Raw genomic sequence first — 17,587 nt, 5'->3', positions numbered from 1 at the left:
GGTTGAACCTTGAGTGGACTAACCGTTGCACTTGATGCAATGGGTGGGGACTTCGGTCCCCAAGTAACAGTGCCTGCCGCCGTGCAGGCACTGTTACAATACCCAGAGCTAAAAATTATTTTTTATGGTGATCAAAGTGCGATCACGTCTCAACTATCTCTTCATAACCACGCTTCTCATCCTCGTATCACCGTTGTTCACTGCGAACAAGTCATAGAAAACAACACCCGTCCATCGCAAGCGTTACGCCGTAGTCAAGGGACTTCCATGCGTATGGCGATTGATGCTGTGGCTGATAAACAAGCAAATGCGTGTGTCAGTGCTGGTAATACTGGTGCGCTAATGGCGTTGTCGCGCTACATTTTGAAGCAATTGCCAGGTGTTGAGCGTCCAGCATTAGTCTCAGCTATTCCAACCAAAACTGAAAATAAGACATGGCTGCTTGATTTAGGCGCTAATGTATCTTGCGATGCAGATACCTTGTTCCAGTTTGCCGTAATGGGTTCTGTGATGGCAGAGCAATGTGATATTCGCCAGCCGCGTGTCGCTTTGCTAAACATTGGTGAGGAAGAAATCAAAGGCAACGATTTAGTTAAACGTTGTGCTGAGATGCTAACGCAATCACCAGACATTCATTTTGTTGGTTATATTGAAGGTGACCAACTGTATTCGGGTAAAGCCGATGTGGTTGTGTGTGATGGCTTTGTTGGTAATGTTTGCTTGAAGACAAGTGAAGGGGTGGCTGACCTTTTCATTTCGAGTTTCAAAAATGTCGCCAATGGTAATCCAATAAAGCGCTTGCTGGCTAAATGGTTGTTTAGTGACCTATTCAGTGACCTTAAGCAGTTGAACCCCGACCAGTATAATGGTGCAAGTCTGCTAGGATTGCGCGGTATTGTGGTGAAGAGCCACGGAAGTGCCGATATCGCTGCTTTTGCTAATGCGATTGGTGAAGCAGTACACGAGGTCAAACGACAGATACCGAATAGAATAAGTCATCGTTTGGAAGAAGTATTACTCGAGAGGCCGTATTAATTTTCATGTATAGCAAAATTTTAGGTACTGGTAGCTACCTACCAGAACAAGTGCGTACTAACGCCGATTTAGAAAAAATGGTCGAGACTAGCGATGAGTGGATCGTAGCTCGTACCGGTATTCGTGAGCGTCGTATTGCATCAGCAGATGAAACTGTTGCTGTGATGGGCTACCAAGCTTCTTTAAACGCTATTGAAATGGCGGGCATTGAAAAAGAAGATATTGATCTCATTATCGTCGCGACTACCAGTGCGAGTCACGCTTTCCCATCGGCGGCTTGTCAGGTTCAAGGTATGCTAGACATTAAAGGCTGCCCTGCATTTGATATCGCTGCGGCATGTTCTGGTTTTGTGTACGCATTAAGCATTGCGGATCAGCATATTAAGACTGGTATGGCGAAAAACGTACTGGTGATCGGCTCGGATGCACTTTCTCATAAGTGTGATCCAGAAGATCGTGGCACGATCATCTTGTTTGGTGATGGCGCGGGTGCGGTTGTTGTTGGTGCAAGTGAAGAGCCGGGTATTATCTCTACACACCTTCACGCTGACGGTCACTTTGGTGGTCTGTTAAGCCTAGGTACACCTGAGCACGGTCAAGCTTTCTCTGACGACAAATGGCTATACATGGCGGGTAACGAGGTTTTCAAAGTAGCAGTAACACAACTGTCTAACTTGGTGAAAGATACGCTTGCCGCTAACGATATGGACAAATCAGAACTTGATTGGTTAGTTCCACACCAAGCAAACCTACGCATCATTTCAGCGACAGCGAAGAAGTTGTCGATGTCGATGGATCAGGTTGTAGTAACGCTGGATCGTCACGGTAACACGTCGGCGGCAACGGTTCCGACCGCATTAGATGAAGCTGTACGCGATGGTCGTATTCAACGTGGTCAAACCATGTTGCTAGAAGCCTTTGGTGGCGGTTTCACATGGGGCTCAGCGCTCGTTAAATTTTAATGGTACGGCTTACATTTAGTAAGCGGTAGCAAGAATAAACACTGACGGTTGTGTCAGTGAAAATGAATAAGGATTCTCGAATGTCTAAGTTCGCGATTGTATTCCCTGGTCAGGGTTCTCAAGCTGTTGGCATGCTAGCTGAACTAGCAGAGCAGTTTGACGTTGTTAAACAAACTTTTGCTGAAGCATCAGAAGCACTAGGTTACGACCTATGGGCACTGGTTCAAAACGGTCCAGCAGAAGATCTAAACCAAACTCACCGTACTCAACCTGCACTTTTGACTGCATCTGTTGCAATCTGGCGTGTATGGCAAGAGCAGGGCGGTGAGCAACCAACAGTACTTGCGGGTCACAGCCTAGGTGAATACTCAGCACTAGTATGTGCTGGTGTTATCGATTTCAAAGAAGCGGTGAAGCTGGTTGAACTACGAGGCCAACTAATGCAAGAAGCAGTACCAGCGGGTGTTGGTGCGATGTCTGCAATCATCGGTCTAGATAACGACGCAATTGCGAAAGCTTGTGAAGAAGCGGCACAAGGCCAAGTGGTTTCACCTGTTAACTTTAACTCACCGGGTCAGGTAGTTATCGCAGGTAACAAAGAAGCCGTTGAGCGTGCTGGCGCACTATGTAAAGAAGCGGGTGCTAAGCGTGCACTACCACTACCTGTTTCTGTGCCTTCACACTGTGAACTAATGAAGCCTGCTGCTGACAAACTAGCAGTAGCACTTGAAAACATCACATTTAATGCACCTGCTATTCCTGTAATCAACAATGCTGACGTGGCGACAGAAACAGATCCTGCCGCAATTAAAGCTGCGTTGGTTAAACAGCTATACGGCCCAGTTCGTTGGACTGAGTCTGTAGAGCGTATGGCTGAAGAAGGTATTGAGCAGTTGCTAGAAATGGGCCCAGGTAAAGTTCTTACTGGCCTAACTAAGCGTATTAATCGCGCACTTGGTGGCTCTGCAGTGAATGATCCTGCTTCTCTAGAAGCGGCGAAATAAGTTACTGGCGAAAAGCTAGCCACGAAGTCACATTGATATAAAGAGGAATAACAATGAGCCTGGAAGGTAAAATTGCACTAGTGACAGGTGCAAGCCGTGGTATCGGTCGCGCAATCGCTGAAATTTTAGTCGAGCGTGGTGCAACTGTAATCGGTACTGCAACATCTGAGAAAGGTGCTGATGCAATCAGCGAGTACTTGGGTGAAAACGGTAAAGGTCTGGCGCTAAACGTTACATCACCAGAATCTATCGAGTCTGTTCTTAAGCAAATTAAAGAGCAATACGGCGATGTAGATATCTTGGTTAACAACGCTGGTATTACTCGCGATAACCTGCTTATGCGTATGAAAGACGACGAATGGCAAGACATCATGGATACTAACCTGACGTCGATTTTCCGTCTGTCTAAAGCGGTATTACGCGCTATGATGAAGAAGCGTCATGGTCGTATCATCAGCATCGGCTCTGTAGTGGGTACTATGGGTAATGCGGGTCAAACCAACTATGCGGCAGCGAAAGCAGGCTTAATTGGTTTTACTAAGTCAATGGCGCGTGAAGTTGCTTCTCGTGGCATCACTGTAAACGCTGTTGCACCAGGCTTTATTGAAACTGACATGACAAAAGCCCTGAATGATGACCAACGTGCTGCTACACTTGCAAGCGTACCAGCAGGTCGTCTGGGTGACCCACGTGAAATCGCGGCAGCGGTTGCTTTCCTTGCGTCTGAAGATGCAGGTTACGTAACTGGTGAAACGTTGCACGTAAACGGCGGCATGTACATGATTTAACCAAAAAAGTTGCAGTGCTTGATGATACAAGTCAAACTCAACGTAATTTCATGCAAAATCGTGGTTTGACCAGCATTGAGAGAGTTGCAACTTTTGTAGTAATGAATAAACTACAGCAAATCGCATTAGCGAATTCTTGTTTTAAGGAAATAGATTAATGAGCAACATCGAAGAACGCGTAAAAAAAATCATCGTTGAGCAACTAGGTGTAGACGAAGCAGAAGTTAAAAACGAAGCTTCTTTCGTAGATGATCTAGGTGCTGACTCTCTAGACACAGTTGAACTAGTAATGGCTCTTGAAGAAGAATTCGACACTGAGATTCCAGACGAAGAAGCTGAAAAAATTACTACAGTTCAAGCTGCAATCGACTACGTTGTTGGCGCTTCTGAGTAATTAAGAACTCCTCAAGGCGGTCACCATGACCGCCTTATTTATTTTACATTCCTTGTTTTAAACCCCAATTCCCGGAGAAAGAGATCGTGTCAAAGCGTCGCGTTGTTGTTACTGGCATGGGTATGCTGTCGCCTGTAGGCAATACAGTAGATTCTTCTTGGAAAGCACTACTAGCTGGTACAAGTGGTATTAGCAATATTGAGCATTTCGATGCTAGTGCTTTTGCTACCCGTTTTGCTGGTATGGTAAAAGACTTCAATTGTGAAGACTACATGTCTAAAAAAGATGCTCGTAAAATGGATTTGTTTATCCAATACGGTATCGCAGCTGGCGTACAAGCTCTGAAAGACTCTGGTATTGAAGTTACTGAAGAAAATGCACCACGTTTTGGTGTTGCTATCGGTTCTGGTATTGGTGGTCTAGGTCTTATTGAAGCTAACCATCAATCTCTAATGGAAAAAGGTCCGCGCAAAATTAGCCCGTTCTTTGTTCCATCGACTATCGTAAACATGATTGCTGGTCACATGTCGATCATGCACGGTCTACGTGGTCCAAATATTGCAATTTCTACTGCGTGTACAACTGGCCTTCATAACATTGGTCACGCTGCACGTATGATCGCTTACGGCGATGCTGACGCTATGCTAGCGGGTGGTGCGGAAAAAGCATCAACGCCACTAGGTATGGGCGGCTTCGCAGCGGCTAAAGCGCTGTCTACTCGTAACGATGATCCGCAAGGCGCTTCACGTCCATGGGACAAAGAGCGTGACGGTTTCGTTCTAGGTGACGGTGCAGGCATGATGGTACTGGAAGAGTACGAACATGCGAAAGCGCGTGGCGCGAAAATCTATGCTGAACTTGTTGGTTTTGGTATGAGTGGTGATGCTTACCACATGACTTCACCAAGCGCAGACGGTTCAGGTGGTGCATTGGCAATGGAAGCGTGTATCCGTGATGCGGGTATTAACGCTGACCAAATTGGTTACATCAATGCACACGGTACTTCAACACCAGCAGGTGACGTTGCAGAAACCCTTGGTATTAAGCGTGCTATGGGTGCAGCGGTTGATAACGTACTGGTATCTTCAACTAAGTCGATGACAGGTCACCTACTAGGTGCAGCTGGTTCGGTTGAAGCAATCATCACGGCAATGACACTAGTTGATCAGGCTGTTCCGCCAACAATCAACCTAGAGAATCCAGATGAAGGTTGTGATCTAGACTACGTTGCAGGTGAAGCGCGTCAAGTAAACCTAGAGTACGCACTGTGTAACTCTTTTGGTTTCGGTGGCACGAACGGTTCTCTACTGTTCAAGAAAATTTAATCGTAACCTGTGTTATCATAAGGCGGCCCGGTAGTAATACCGGGCCGTTTTTTTTGGCTTTAATTTTAAGTTGTGATCAGGGAATGCGGTAAATGGCGCGAATTAATGGCTGTGAAGCTGAACAACTTATTGTCACCGATCGTGCAACTCAATATGGCGATGGCTGTTTTACCACCCTGTGTGTGAAAAATGGGCTGCCTTGGTTGTGGGATTTACATCTGGCACGCTTTCAACGCACCTTGGACGCTTTAGCGATCCCGCATCCTGATTGGCAATGGTTAACGCAGGAAGTGAGCCAGCTTGCGGCAGGCTTTACTGATTTAGGTGTGATTAAAGTATTGATCAGTCGTGGTAGCGGTGGGCGAGGATATAGCCCTGCAGGGTGTCATAATCCAAATGTTGTGATCACCACAGCGCAATGGCCGCACCATTATCACGATTGGCAGCAACAAGGTATTGCGTTAGGGGTGTGCCAGCAAGCATTAGGACTGACACCAATGCTGGCAGGTCATAAGCATCTCAATCGTTTAGAGCAGGTGCTGCTAAAGCAGGAAATTGAGCAACAAGGCTGGCAAGATGCCGTGGTGCGGGATGTATTAGGGCAAGTAGTCGAAACATCGGCATCGAATATTTTTTGGCGTAAAGACCAAACCTTGTATACCCCTGATTTGTCGATGGCAGGTGTGTGTGGTGTGATGCGGGAGCAAGTGATTCGATTGGTTGCGTCGACGCCGTATTGTTTGCAAATTGTCAAATCCCAGCTTGATACATTGCTTTGTGCTGACGAAGTCTTTATTACTAATGCCCTGATGGCATTGGTGCCGGTTAATCAAATTAACGATACTTACTTTACAGAGCGTACTGCGCTTACCGAGTTAAACAAGAGGTTGTATTCGTGCTGAAGAAGTTATTTCTCGCGATTGTATTACTGGCAGTAGCTGCTGCTGGTTCCATTGGATGGGTTTACCAGCAAGTAGTGGCATCGCTTTCCCAGCCCGTTGTGCATAGCCAAGCACAGTTATTTACCGTATCTCCTGGTACAAGCTTCCGTGGCGTACTGAACCAACTCGATAACGAAGGGATCATTGAGCAAACGCGCTGGACACGTTGGGTGGTAAAGCTAGAGCCGTCGCTTGCTCATGTTAAAGTCGGAACATACCAAATTCAGCCTGATATGGATTTACAATCTGTATTGGCATTATTGACCTCAGGCAAGGAGCACCAGTTTGCAATCACCTTGGTTGAAGGCGATCGTTTTAGCGATTGGGTAAATCAACTGACTAAAGCGCCGCATTTATCGCACTCACTGGAGGGGATGTCTGAAGCTGAGATCGCCAAAGCGATAGGTGCTAAAGCGGATAAGCTTGAAGGCTATTTGCTGCCGGAAACCTACCACTACACAGCGGGAACCGCTGATATCGAATTGTTACGTCGTGCATATCAATCGATGCAACACGTCTTAAATGATGCGTGGCAAAAGCGTGATCAAACTATTCCACTGAAAAATCCATATGAAGCTTTAATCATGGCTTCGATTATCGAGAAAGAAACCGCAGTGGATAGCGAGCGCACCTTGGTGTCATCTGTGTTTATGAACCGTTTGAACAAAGGAATGCGCCTACAAACAGATCCAACGGTGATTTATGGTATGGGCGATAAGTACAAGGGTAATATTCGTAAGAAAGACCTACGTACGCCAACACCTTACAACACCTATACCATCTTTGGTTTACCGCCAACACCGATTGCGATGCCAAGTAAAGCTTCTGTGCTTGCGGCCGTGAAGCCTGAATCGAGCAAATATTATTACTTCGTGGCTGACGGTAAAGGCGGTCACAAGTTTTCAAAATCATTAAGTGAACATAATCGCGCGGTACGCGCTTACCTAAGAACGCTAAGAAAATAATGACTGGTAAATTTATTGTAATTGAAGGCCTTGAAGGGGCAGGGAAAAGTACAGCTATCAACCAAGTGGTAGCAACACTGGCAAAACATGGGATTCATGATCCTGAATCAACCCGTGAACCTGGTGGCACCCCACTGGCTGAACAAATGCGTACCTTAGTGAAAGAAGGACACCCAGATGAGCCGCTAACCGATATGGCTGAGCTATTACTGCTTTATGCTGCTCGTATCCAGCTGGTGGACAATGTGATTAAGCCAGCCTTAAACGCAGGTCGCTGGGTGGTTGGTGATCGTCACGATATGTCATCTCAAGCGTACCAAGGTGGTGGTCGTGGCTTCGATCAAGGTGTCATGCAAAATTTGCGTGATACTGTGTTGGGTGATTTTCGCCCTGATTTGACGATCTACATGGATATCGACCCAGTATTGGGCTTAGAGCGTGCACGTGGTCGAGGTGAGTTGGATCGTATTGAAAAAATGAATATTGATTTCTTCCACCGTGCTCGTGCTCGTTTTCTTGAGTTATCAGAGAATGACCCAAGGGTGGTGATCATTGATGCCAGCCAGAGCCTTGAAGCGGTAACGCACGACATTACCACGGCGTTAACTGCATGGTTGGAGAGGCAGTAAATGTTGTATCCGTGGCAGCAAACATTGTGGGAAAAGTGGCAGCAATTGCTGGAGCAAAACCGTCTGCACCACGCTATTTTGTTAACCGCTGCCAAGGGCAGTGGTCGAGGTGAGTTGGCGAGGCACTTAGCACATACCGTACTTTGCCAAAATGGCTACACCGAAGCGTGTGGTATGTGTCACGCTTGCCAGTTATTGGCCGCACAAACACACCCTGATTTTCATGTTATTAAGCCTGAACAAGAAGGTAAGCAGATCAGCGTTGATGCTGTACGCCAATGTAATCGTTGGGCGGTAGAAACCTCCCAGCTTGGTGGACGTCGCGTGATCTTAATTGAAAATGCAGATGCGTTAGGTGAAGCGGCAGCCAATGCCTTGTTAAAAACTTTGGAAGAGCCGCCTGAGAACTGTCAGTTTATTCTTACAGCGCAGTCACTCGATAGCTTACTGCCAACAATCGTCAGTCGTTGTAATAAGTGGCGCTTATCTGTTCCCGATGAAGCACAAACCCAACATTGGGTTGAAATGCAGTTAATGCAGTCGATTAAAACAGAAGCTGTACGCCTAAACTGTGGTGCGCCTTTAGCGACGTTACAGTTTATTGAGCAAGGGCAAGATATTCGTCATGGTAAGTTAGTCGAAGCCTTCGCAACGTATCTACAACCGCCTCATACTGGGTTGTACGACGTGGCAGGCTTGTGTGCTGGAGAGGGCACAATAAGCCTACAATGGCTGAGCTTTTTCCTTTTAGACTGTATTAAACTTCAGCAAGGCGCAGGACAGTGTTTGGTTCACCGAGAGTCTGCCTCTTGGGTTCAAAAGGTTGCGCAAGCAGTGCCTGCTGCCACCCTGATCCGTCAGGCTCGACAGATTAATAAGCTTCATCAACAATTACAGAAGCATACTGGCTTAAATGATGAGTTGTTGATTGTTGAGTGGTTAAGTACTTTCTTAACTGAAAACTGATCACCAACCGTTATTCTTATTATACAAACATTAACATCAGGGCTGATTTACAGCCCTGTTTATTTATTAGAGGTAAAGATTGTGTTAGTTGATTCACATTGTCACCTTGACAAACTGGACTACGAGCAGCTGCATACAGGGATCGATGATGTGTTAGCTAAAGCGAAAGCGCGTGGTGTTGAGTACTTTCTATCAGTCGGCGTAACGCTGCGTAGTTTCCCTGAGATGATGGCAATGATTGAGCCGCACGATAACGTGTTTGCTTCATGTGGTGTTCACCCGCTTGATATTGAATCTGGGTTTGATTACGAGCAGCTGAAAGAGTATGCCCAGCACGAGCGTGTGGTGGCCATTGGTGAAACAGGCTTGGATTACCATTACCAACCTGAATTAGCACAGGCTCAGCAAGATGTCTTTCGTCAGCAAGTACGCTTGGCGGTGGAGCTAAATAAACCATTGATTATTCACACTCGTATGGCGCGTGAAGACACCATGCGTATCCTTCGCGAAGAGGGGGCAGAAAAGTGTGGTGGAGTTTTGCACTGCTTTACTGAAAGTTTAGAAATGGCATTAGAAGCGATTGAGCTGGGCTTCTACATTTCAATCTCAGGCATCGTGACGTTTAACAAGGCGGCAGATCTTAAGAATGTTGTTAGCCAATTGCCGCTTGAGCGTCTACTGGTTGAAACAGATTCACCGTACCTTGCACCTATGCCTTACCGTGGTAAGCAAAACCAACCTGCATATGTGAAGGAAGTTGCAGACTATATTGGTTTACTCAAAGGCGTTTCTGGTGAAGAAGTCGCCAAAGTGACTACTGAAAACTTCTTTAAACTTTTTTCGCGCGCGAAAAATAAATAATTGAATTCAGAGGGACTTATGTCCCTCTGGTTTTAATGTTTACTCATTTTGTTGATAATTCGCCAGTGGTATAACCAGAGTTGATGGTTTATCACCCATATTTATTGATTTTCCATAAAATGTAGTTTTGTTACGTAAAATAACAAGCGTTACAAGATTGAAAACTGCATAAAAATCCCATTTTCTGCAGTTTGATGTTTACTTACCTGTTTTATATCAATGGTTTATAATTGATAATAGCCTCAAAAAGCTTCGGTTAGGCTTAAAAACTGACTGTGATCTGTATTATGTTTTGAAATTATATTTCAGCCTGTGTTGGTATTTATGATTGTCATCAAGTTATATTTGCTCCCGCATTTTATACTGATGCCGAAATATATAAAAAAGGTCTAGCATTATGGCTACGGGGGTATGCCGCTAGTACCGATTCAAACTAAACAATACATTCACTCAGGAGCACAATATGTTTAAAAACCTATTTGCTAGCCTTCAGAAAGTCGGTAAGGCACTTATGCTGCCTGTATCGGTTCTGCCGGTTGCGGGTATTTTACTAGGTGTTGGTGCCGCTAACTTTAGCTGGCTACCAGAAATCGTTTCACACATCATGGAACAGGCAGGTGGTTCCGTATTTGGTCAAATGCCACTACTATTCGCAGTAGGTGTTGCACTTGGCTTTACAAACAACGACGGTGTTGCAGGTCTTTCTGCTATCGTTGGTTACGGCATCATGGCTGCAACACTAAGCGTGATGGCATCAGTAATGGGTGTGGATAGCATCGATACTGGTGTTCTAGGTGGTATCCTAGCGGGTGGTGTTGCTGGTTGGGCATTTAACCGCTTCTTCCGTATTCAACTTCCTGAGTACCTAGGCTTCTTCGCTGGTAAGCGTGCAGTGCCAATCATCACAGGTTTCGTTTCTATTGCACTAGGTGTGGTTCTATCTTTCATCTGGCCACCTATCGGCGGTGCAATTGCTTCTTTCTCTGATTGGGCTGCAAACCAAAACCCTGTAACTGCATTCGGTATCTACGGTGTGGTTGAGCGTTCACTAATTCCATTCGGTCTACACCACATCTGGAACGTACCATTCTTCTACGAAGCTGGTAGCTGTGTGAACAACGCGGGTGAGCAAGTGAACGGTATCATGACTTGTTTCCTAACTGCAGATGACGCATCTCGTGCGGCAGGTAACGGTTTCGGTCAGCTTGCAGGTGGTTACCTATTCAAGATGTTCGGTCTTCCAGCAGCAGCAATCGCGATTGCTCACTCTGCTAAGCCTGAAAACCGTGCGAAAGTAATGGGTATCATGGCTTCTGCGGCACTGACTTCGTTCCTAACAGGTATCACAGAACCAATCGAGTTCTCATTCCTATTCATCGCACCAGTACTATACGGAATCCACGCGGTTCTATCTGGTCTAGCGTATGTACTAACTAACTCACTAGGTGTTGTACACGGTCACACGTTCTCGAACGGTTTCATCGACTTCATCGTACAATCCCCTCGTGCAGAAAACATGCTGCTACTAGTAGCGCTAGGTGTTGGTTACGCAGTTCTTTACTACGTAGTATTCCGCACTGTTATCCGTACTCTTGATCTGAAAACTCCAGGTCGTGAAGACGAAGAAGAAAATGGCGATGCTGCAGTTGAAGGTTCAGAGCTAGCGAAAGACCTAGTAATGGCATTCGGAGGTAAAGACAACATCACAGGTCTAGACGCTTGTATCACACGTCTACGTGTATCTGTAGCTAACGTTGAAAACGTAAACCAAGAACAACTTAAGAAACTTGGTGCAGCTGGTGTTGTGGTTGCAGGTAGCGGTGTTCAAGCTATCTTCGGTACTAAGTCTGACAACCTTAAATCAGACATGGACGAGTGGATTCGTAACAACTAATCCTCATCACTGAGTACATAATCTTAAAGGGAAGCTTCGGCTTCCCTTTTTCTTTTTTACGTATTAGCTGAATTGGAAAAACATACCCGCTAATAAGCCCTGTAAGAGCAACTGGTTACACGTATTGGTTGGCTTGATAGGTAGGGTGCTGTCGAAAGCAAAACGCTGTAGAGGCTACTATAGCAATCGAATAAGGTGGTTGTGAGTAAAACAGAGCAATGATGTTGTCAGGACGGACTTTGTTCTTGGTACCACTCTTATATCGAGAGGTACCGAGATAGTTATAACAGAAGTGGTTTTTATGTTGATTCATCGCTTAGAGCGATAAGAAAAACAACATGAGGAAAGGAACGGTTAAGCTTAGAATGAAACCACTGACAATTGCGATTGGTACACAACGAATACCGCCACAGTTTTGTATTATCGGTAAAGTGAAATCCATTGCGGTAGCGCCTGCGTAACCAATTGACGTATTTGGGTAACGGCGAATAAGCATTGGAATCAAACTTAACGCCACTAATTCTCTTAGCAATTCGTTTAAAAACGATGCACCACCGTAGACTGGTCCTAAGCCGTCGCCCATTAGAATGCCTGAAAGAGAGTACCAACCAAAGCCTGATGCCATTGCAAGGCCATTTTTAAGTGGTATGCCTAATAGTGTGGCGCCAATTAACCCACCTAGCAGCGAAGTTACTATGATGGTGGCTGCGATTAACATGCCGTTTTTATTGAGTAAAATCTGTTTCAGGGTCATGCCACTGTTACGTAGCTGGATCCCTATTAAAAATAACAACAGTAGCAATATGCTTTCACTGGCAGTATCCACCCAAGACAAATCCATGCTAAGCATGAGACCAACCACTAACCCTCCTGCAACGACCAGTATCAATCGCACTGACTCCATCATCATTTCAGATAGCAGTAGTGTTTGATGCTTTAGCTCCGTCTCTACAGGTAAGATCTTGTCTATCAAAGGGAGTGCGATAAGGTTACAAACACTGATAGCGGTAAAAAAAGTGAAGGTATAGAGTAAGATCTGATGCAGATTTTGGCCAAGGTTGTCTAACCCCGCGAGGCTTAATCCCATTAAGCTCAAAATCACTAAGACTAAACGGCTGGTTTGTTTATTGATGAAGTCCAGAATGGATTTTTTGGTGACTGGAATAAGATAGCCAACAATTAACGGTAGAAATATATAAAACATCCCTGAAAACATACGAATCCTAAGCGCTGTTAATTTTTGGCTAGATTATCAACAGCGCTAGTTTTCAGCAATCACATAATGCGATTAGATGCAGTGATCAAAGTCCACTGTTATGTAAAGCTTCTTTGGTGATATCGTCAAACTGTGATGGTGCTAGGTTTGTAAGCTCATACATGACTTCAGCACTGTGTAAATCTAATTCGATTTCGTGGTCATCAATGTCTGAGTCTTGGTTGCGGAACATCAGTAAATGATTTGCCATACGGGCGATATCTAAATATCGACTGCTCAAACTGCCTGGGTAAGGGTTGGGCTTTGTATTGGTGGCAACCGCCAAAAAGTCATCATCGAACCCCCAATGCCTAAGAATAGTTTCACTGCTTTTTGCGCAGCAGTGGTCAAAAATGTATTTGGCAATGTCGAGATCGATATAGTTCCCAGAGTCGAGATAAGCTTGGTATTCATTGATTAGGCCAAATAAGCCTATATCTGCAATTAAGCCAGTAAGTAGGCATTTATCTACTTCTAGTTTTAATTGTGTTTTGTCATCAACCGGTAACTTACTAGCGATAACTGCCATTGTTGCAGCAAGTTGACGCGAGTTGTGAGCGCTGTTTTTCAGTATGGCATTACACTCGACGCTGAAATTAGCATTGGCTTTCAGCTTTTGGATGGTATGAGCGGTAACGATATCCCTCACACGGAAGATCCCCAGTCGTGAAACTGCGGTAAAAATATCATGGCAGATTACGTTACGGCGATTGAAAATTACGGTATTCGAAGTCTTGATGATTAATGCTGCAATACTTGGGTCATCAATGAGTAGCTCTGCGACATCGCCAACCGTCGTCTCTTCTTGCTTACAGAGTTGGAATAAGCGTGCCAGAACATCAGGGATGGGGGGAAGAATTAAACGATCTTGCTTGATCGCATCTTTTACAAGGGCACAGAATTCAGATTCTAAGCCTTTAACTATCTTTTGATTTTCTGGTAGCAACCAGAAAAAAGAAACATGATTCATATAAAAGTTGAAGAGTGGTACCTATTAGATCTATCAATATCACAGCGGAATAATTCTAAGCAATCTTTAATAATAGTTTGTGATAAACCCGTACAAATTAAAAATAATATGCATTTTATTTATGTGTTTTCAAAAAGTTTGAGTAAGAAGCGAATGGTCAGTTTTGGAGAGTCTTGCGCCATAAGCAACTGCTTGTAGTGGACTTCAATTGGCATAATTTCAATCCAGCGTAGGCTAACCCAACAAATATCGTCATAAGGAAAATCATCGTAGTACGCTTTTTTATCTGGATTTGATGAAAAGTAGGCCTCTAGCCGATCGGCGAGTTGAACAGTGGTGGTATCGGTTGGTTGAGTTGGCCACTTTAATAGTGGGGTCACATCAGCGCTAAAGAGTCCATCGAATTCATGATAAACCGCCGTGAGTTTGACACAATGCTCCCCTTCAACGATCAAACTAATAAAGCCTTCTTCGGTTTGATTGAAGTCTAGGATCCGCACTAAAGTTGCAATGGCTGGTAATTGCTTTATTTCTGCGTGTTTTTGCTCTTCATTGAGCATACAAAGGGCGAAGCGTCGCTTTTCTGACAGTGCATCTTTCATCATTCGTAAATGGCGAGGCTCAATTAGAGTAATCTCCATTCTCCCATTGGGCATTAAGTGGTTGGTATGCGGTAAAAGTGCGATTTTAGTCATTTTGAGCCTGATCTGTAACTGATGCTTTTTTGAGTTTTTTATTAATAAAAAATAGAGCTTAAAAAATAAGCCAATTAAAACAGTGCGGGTGTAACTTGTTGATTTAATTGGTTTGTTTTTGGTCCTGATGTTAGAGTGACACTATTAATCATAGTGAAGTTCACCCAAAATAGCCCATGAATAAATAGAAGTGTCAATAGTGGTATAGTGCGGTGCATCTCAAAACTATTCTGTTTTTTGGTCTCTTTTTGTCACGTTTTCCTTTTTTCGTGCCGCATAATATGCCCAGTATCTCATACCAGATACTCTTTTAGTTTCATATGTGGAATTCGAACCACCAATATGACATAGTCAAATTGTTGACACGCAGTCAGTTGCAGATGACATTTGTCATCATTAAATTTTGCGGGAGAGAGATTGGTTATGTCGTTTAAGGAAGAATTTTTTACTTACCTCAGCGGTTTTGGCGAATATGAGAAACGTTCAATGTTTGGTGGTATGGGCGTTTTCATTGATGGCGCTATGTATGCCATCATCACGAACAAAGCCTTATTCCTTCGTGGTGGTGAAGCATTAGATGAACGTCTACATGATCTAAATTGTGCCAAGTTTAAGCACATTAAACGTAGTACGACTGCTATCGTGAATTACTACGATATTACACCCCTGTTCCATGAATCTCGTGAGTTAAGCGATGAATTAGTGCATGCATCTATCGACATTGCACGTAAAGATAAAGTAGCAAAAGCGGCTGAAAAGAATAAACGCATTCGTGATTTACCCAATATGCGCCTTACTTTGGAGCGTATGGTGAAAAAAGCGGGTGTGGAAGATGTAGCAAGCTTTATGGAGCTGGGCGCATCAGAAGTTTTTTGTAAAGTTCGCCAAGTACATGGTCAAGATTTAGACATTAAACTACTATGGATGTTTGCTGGTGCAATCCAAGGCTGCCACTGGACATTACTAAACGAAGAGCAGAAGTCGAGCTTATTGAGTGCTATTAGTTGATTATTTAAATACTCCCCAAAGAGAGAATGCCTAAGGGCTGCTGATCTTTCGGGGTGTATAGTGCAGAATCGGTACCTCGAAAGCTCAGCGGCTTTAGCTTACACAGACCACCATCTATTGATGGTGGTTTTTTTGTATCAGTAGCTAGCTAATTATTCGGATGCATGCTTTTTTGTATGCTTATTTTTGTTTTTAAAATTTCTTTATGCGCAATAAGAAAGGGGGCTTTTTCGTGCGATAAAAAAATAACTCGCGCTATGCCTTATTCATGAAAACTGCAATAATGATGTTTATCGATAATTATATATTAAAGATCAGTCACCTATGCAGTTACCCAAGCTAACAGGTTCAGTGTTATCTGGCCTTCATTGTTTTTTAATTGCCGCCGATCAAATGAGTTTTACTCGAGCGGCTGAAATTTTATGTCTTACCCAAAGTGCGGTGAGCCATAAAATCAAAAACCTTGAAGATAGCCTTGGGGTGCAGTTGTTTGTACGCCAGCCGCGTAAATTACTGTTAACTGAAGAGGGTAAAAGGTTAAAAACCGTTGTTGCTCAGAATTTTGGCGATATAGCTCATGAGCTACGTGATTTGAAAACGCTTGAGCTAAGCGGTGATTTGAATGTTTCTGTACCGCCAACTTTTGCACAAACCTGGCTTTTACCAAGGCTAAAACACTTTATTGATAAATACCCAGCACTACGTTTTCATTTACGAACCCGTAACGGCTTGGTTGATTTTCAAACCGAGTCTTTTGATTGCGCAATTTACTTTGGGCACGGTAAATACCAAGGGCTGCACTCAGAGAAGTTGATGGATGAAAGTATGATCCCTGTGTGTAGCCCGCAGTACGCTCAGGAATATCAGCTATATGGGCATCCTGAAAACCTCATGACCTGTATGTTATTGCACGATGCAGCGCCGTGGGCACGGGCAGGGCGCAATGACGAGTGGCAATATTGGGCACAAACCAATGGACTGCAACTACCTGATAATAGCTGTAGCTTTGATCGGGCTGATTTGGCGTTGCAAGCGGCGCAAAATGGTTTAGGGGTCGCGATGGGACGACGTTCATTTATTGCTGAGCAAATAAGAGATGGCAGATTGGTAATGCCTTTTGATATGGCGGTTACATCACCACTAAGTTATTACGTGGTATGTCGCCAAGATGGGATGGCTTCACCGAGGATCAAAGCGTTTCAGCAGTGGTTATTAGATGAAATTGCGGAATTTTGATCCTGCGGTTATCTCTGCGACTTGACCCAAGAGGGAGTCGCTAGGGATAATAACCCATTATGCGAAAATGCTGTTATAGATGGAGTATCAATGGCCAAGTTAAGCCTACAAGAGCAAATGCTAAAAGCCGGTTTGATCGATAAGAAGAAACTGAAAAAAGCGGGTAAATCGTCGAAAAAATCACGCGTGCAAGCTCGTGAAGCAAAAGCGGCTGTTGAAGCAAACCGTATCGCCCAACAAGAACAAGATAAAGATCTGAACCGCCAGAAAAACGAAGCGGCACAGAAGAAAGAAATTCAGGCACAAGTGAAGCAGCTGATTGAAATGAACCGTATCGACCGTAAAGATGGCGATGTGGGTTACAACTTCACTGACGGTACATTAGTTAAAAAGATTTACGTTGATAAAACAATGCAAGATCAGCTTGTTAATGGTCGTTTAGCCATTGTACGTTTTGCTGATGGCTATGAAGTGATCTCAAGTGTGGTTGCCGATAAGATCGCACAACGAGATGAAGAAATCGTTGTACTCAACAATGTGGTTGAGAATAACGAGCCGGATGAAGATGATCCGTACGCAGATTTCGTGATCCCTGATGATCTGATGTGGTAAGCCGAAGCCAAATATGAAAAAGCCCTGATTTATCAGGGCTTTTTTGT

General features: G+C 44.3%; 18 protein-coding genes. 15 read left to right on the top strand and 3 right to left on the bottom strand.

All coding sequences use genetic code 11. The features are described 5' to 3' along the window. Window positions 1-9 precede the first annotated feature (9 nt). The 12 genes from plsX to ptsG all read left to right on the top strand — a co-directional run bounded on the left by plsX (window position 10) and on the right by ptsG (window position 11,764). A complete protein-coding gene (gene plsX, locus A3K86_RS05525; protein WP_068328844.1) occupies window positions 10-1,035 on the top strand; it encodes a phosphate acyltransferase PlsX in 1,026 nt (341 codons plus the stop codon). A gap of 5 nt (window positions 1,036-1,040) precedes the next feature. After that, window positions 1,041-1,997 carry a beta-ketoacyl-ACP synthase III gene (locus A3K86_RS05520; RefSeq protein ID WP_068328839.1) on the top strand — a complete coding sequence of 319 codons (957 nt, stop codon included), beginning with the start codon at window positions 1,041-1,043 and terminating at the stop codon, window positions 1,995-1,997. A gap of 80 nt (window positions 1,998-2,077) precedes the next feature. Then, window positions 2,078-3,001 carry an ACP S-malonyltransferase gene (gene fabD / locus A3K86_RS05515; RefSeq protein WP_068328837.1) on the top strand — a complete coding sequence of 308 codons (924 nt, stop codon included), beginning with the start codon at window positions 2,078-2,080 and terminating at the stop codon, window positions 2,999-3,001. 53 nt (window positions 3,002-3,054) lie between these two features. Next, on the top strand, window positions 3,055-3,789 hold the full coding sequence (gene fabG, locus A3K86_RS05510) for a 3-oxoacyl-ACP reductase FabG (protein ID WP_068328835.1): 735 nt from the start codon (window positions 3,055-3,057) through the stop codon (window positions 3,787-3,789). 157 nt (window positions 3,790-3,946) lie between these two features. Continuing rightward, window positions 3,947-4,183 carry an acyl carrier protein gene (gene acpP / locus A3K86_RS05505; RefSeq protein ID WP_007467184.1) on the top strand — a complete coding sequence of 79 codons (237 nt, stop codon included), beginning with the start codon at window positions 3,947-3,949 and terminating at the stop codon, window positions 4,181-4,183. Window positions 4,184-4,269: 86 nt separating this feature from the next. After that, window positions 4,270-5,508 carry a beta-ketoacyl-ACP synthase II gene (gene fabF / locus A3K86_RS05500; protein ID WP_068328833.1) on the top strand — a complete coding sequence of 413 codons (1,239 nt, stop codon included), beginning with the start codon at window positions 4,270-4,272 and terminating at the stop codon, window positions 5,506-5,508. Window positions 5,509-5,600: 92 nt separating this feature from the next. Further along, window positions 5,601-6,410: an aminodeoxychorismate lyase gene (gene pabC / locus A3K86_RS05495; RefSeq protein ID WP_068328830.1), complete on the top strand. Its 810-nt coding sequence runs from the start codon at window positions 5,601-5,603 to the stop codon at window positions 6,408-6,410. Beyond that, complete coding sequence (gene mltG, locus A3K86_RS05490) at window positions 6,404-7,414, top strand: endolytic transglycosylase MltG (RefSeq protein ID WP_068328829.1); 1,011 nt, start codon at window positions 6,404-6,406, stop codon at window positions 7,412-7,414. The genes pabC and mltG overlap by 7 nt, the downstream gene beginning before the upstream one ends. Further along, window positions 7,414-8,043: a dTMP kinase gene (tmk, locus tag A3K86_RS05485; RefSeq protein ID WP_068328827.1), complete on the top strand. Its 630-nt coding sequence runs from the start codon at window positions 7,414-7,416 to the stop codon at window positions 8,041-8,043. Before mltG ends, tmk begins: the two co-directional genes overlap by 1 nt. Next, a complete protein-coding gene (holB, locus tag A3K86_RS05480) occupies window positions 8,044-9,009 on the top strand; it encodes a DNA polymerase III subunit delta' (protein WP_068328825.1) in 966 nt (321 codons plus the stop codon). A gap of 81 nt (window positions 9,010-9,090) precedes the next feature. Further along, window positions 9,091-9,870, top strand: coding sequence for a TatD family hydrolase (locus A3K86_RS05475; RefSeq protein ID WP_068328823.1), 780 nt, complete (start codon window positions 9,091-9,093; stop codon window positions 9,868-9,870). A 463-nt stretch (window positions 9,871-10,333) separates the two neighbouring features. Beyond that, window positions 10,334-11,764: a PTS glucose transporter subunit IIBC gene (ptsG, locus tag A3K86_RS05470; RefSeq protein WP_068328821.1), complete on the top strand. Its 1,431-nt coding sequence runs from the start codon at window positions 10,334-10,336 to the stop codon at window positions 11,762-11,764. Between the two features lie 316 nt (window positions 11,765-12,080). Here the strand turns inward: ptsG and A3K86_RS05465 are convergent, their stop codons facing one another. The 3 genes from A3K86_RS05465 to A3K86_RS05455 all read right to left on the bottom strand — a co-directional run bounded on the left by A3K86_RS05465 (window position 12,081) and on the right by A3K86_RS05455 (window position 14,684). Then, a complete protein-coding gene (locus A3K86_RS05465) occupies window positions 12,081-12,980 on the bottom strand; it encodes a LysO family transporter (RefSeq protein ID WP_068328819.1) in 900 nt (299 codons plus the stop codon). A gap of 85 nt (window positions 12,981-13,065) precedes the next feature. Then, on the bottom strand, window positions 13,066-13,989 hold the full coding sequence (locus tag A3K86_RS05460) for an HDOD domain-containing protein (protein WP_068328816.1): 924 nt from the start codon (window positions 13,987-13,989) through the stop codon (window positions 13,066-13,068). 119 nt (window positions 13,990-14,108) lie between these two features. Further along, window positions 14,109-14,684, bottom strand: a complete 576-nt coding sequence (locus tag A3K86_RS05455) for an LON peptidase substrate-binding domain-containing protein (RefSeq protein WP_068328814.1) — start codon at window positions 14,682-14,684, stop codon at window positions 14,109-14,111. Between the two features lie 423 nt (window positions 14,685-15,107). On the opposite strand from A3K86_RS05455, the gene A3K86_RS05450 reads away from it, so the two are divergent. The 3 genes from A3K86_RS05450 to A3K86_RS05440 all read left to right on the top strand — a co-directional run bounded on the left by A3K86_RS05450 (window position 15,108) and on the right by A3K86_RS05440 (window position 17,540). After that, window positions 15,108-15,692, top strand: a complete 585-nt coding sequence (locus A3K86_RS05450) for a TfoX/Sxy family DNA transformation protein (RefSeq protein WP_068328812.1) — start codon at window positions 15,108-15,110, stop codon at window positions 15,690-15,692. Between the two features lie 306 nt (window positions 15,693-15,998). Beyond that, window positions 15,999-16,928 carry a DNA-binding transcriptional regulator DsdC gene (dsdC, locus tag A3K86_RS05445; protein WP_269747606.1) on the top strand — a complete coding sequence of 310 codons (930 nt, stop codon included), beginning with the start codon at window positions 15,999-16,001 and terminating at the stop codon, window positions 16,926-16,928. Window positions 16,929-17,018: 90 nt separating this feature from the next. Further along, window positions 17,019-17,540: a DUF2058 domain-containing protein gene (locus tag A3K86_RS05440; RefSeq protein ID WP_068328806.1), complete on the top strand. Its 522-nt coding sequence runs from the start codon at window positions 17,019-17,021 to the stop codon at window positions 17,538-17,540. Window positions 17,541-17,587: the final 47 nt, after the last annotated feature.

This window comes from Photobacterium jeanii (genome assembly GCF_001650345.1).
Lineage (GTDB): Bacteria > Pseudomonadota > Gammaproteobacteria > Enterobacterales > Vibrionaceae > Photobacterium > Photobacterium jeanii.
Note: the sequence above shows the minus strand (reverse complement) of the source record. Positions and strands in the feature narration are given on the sequence as shown.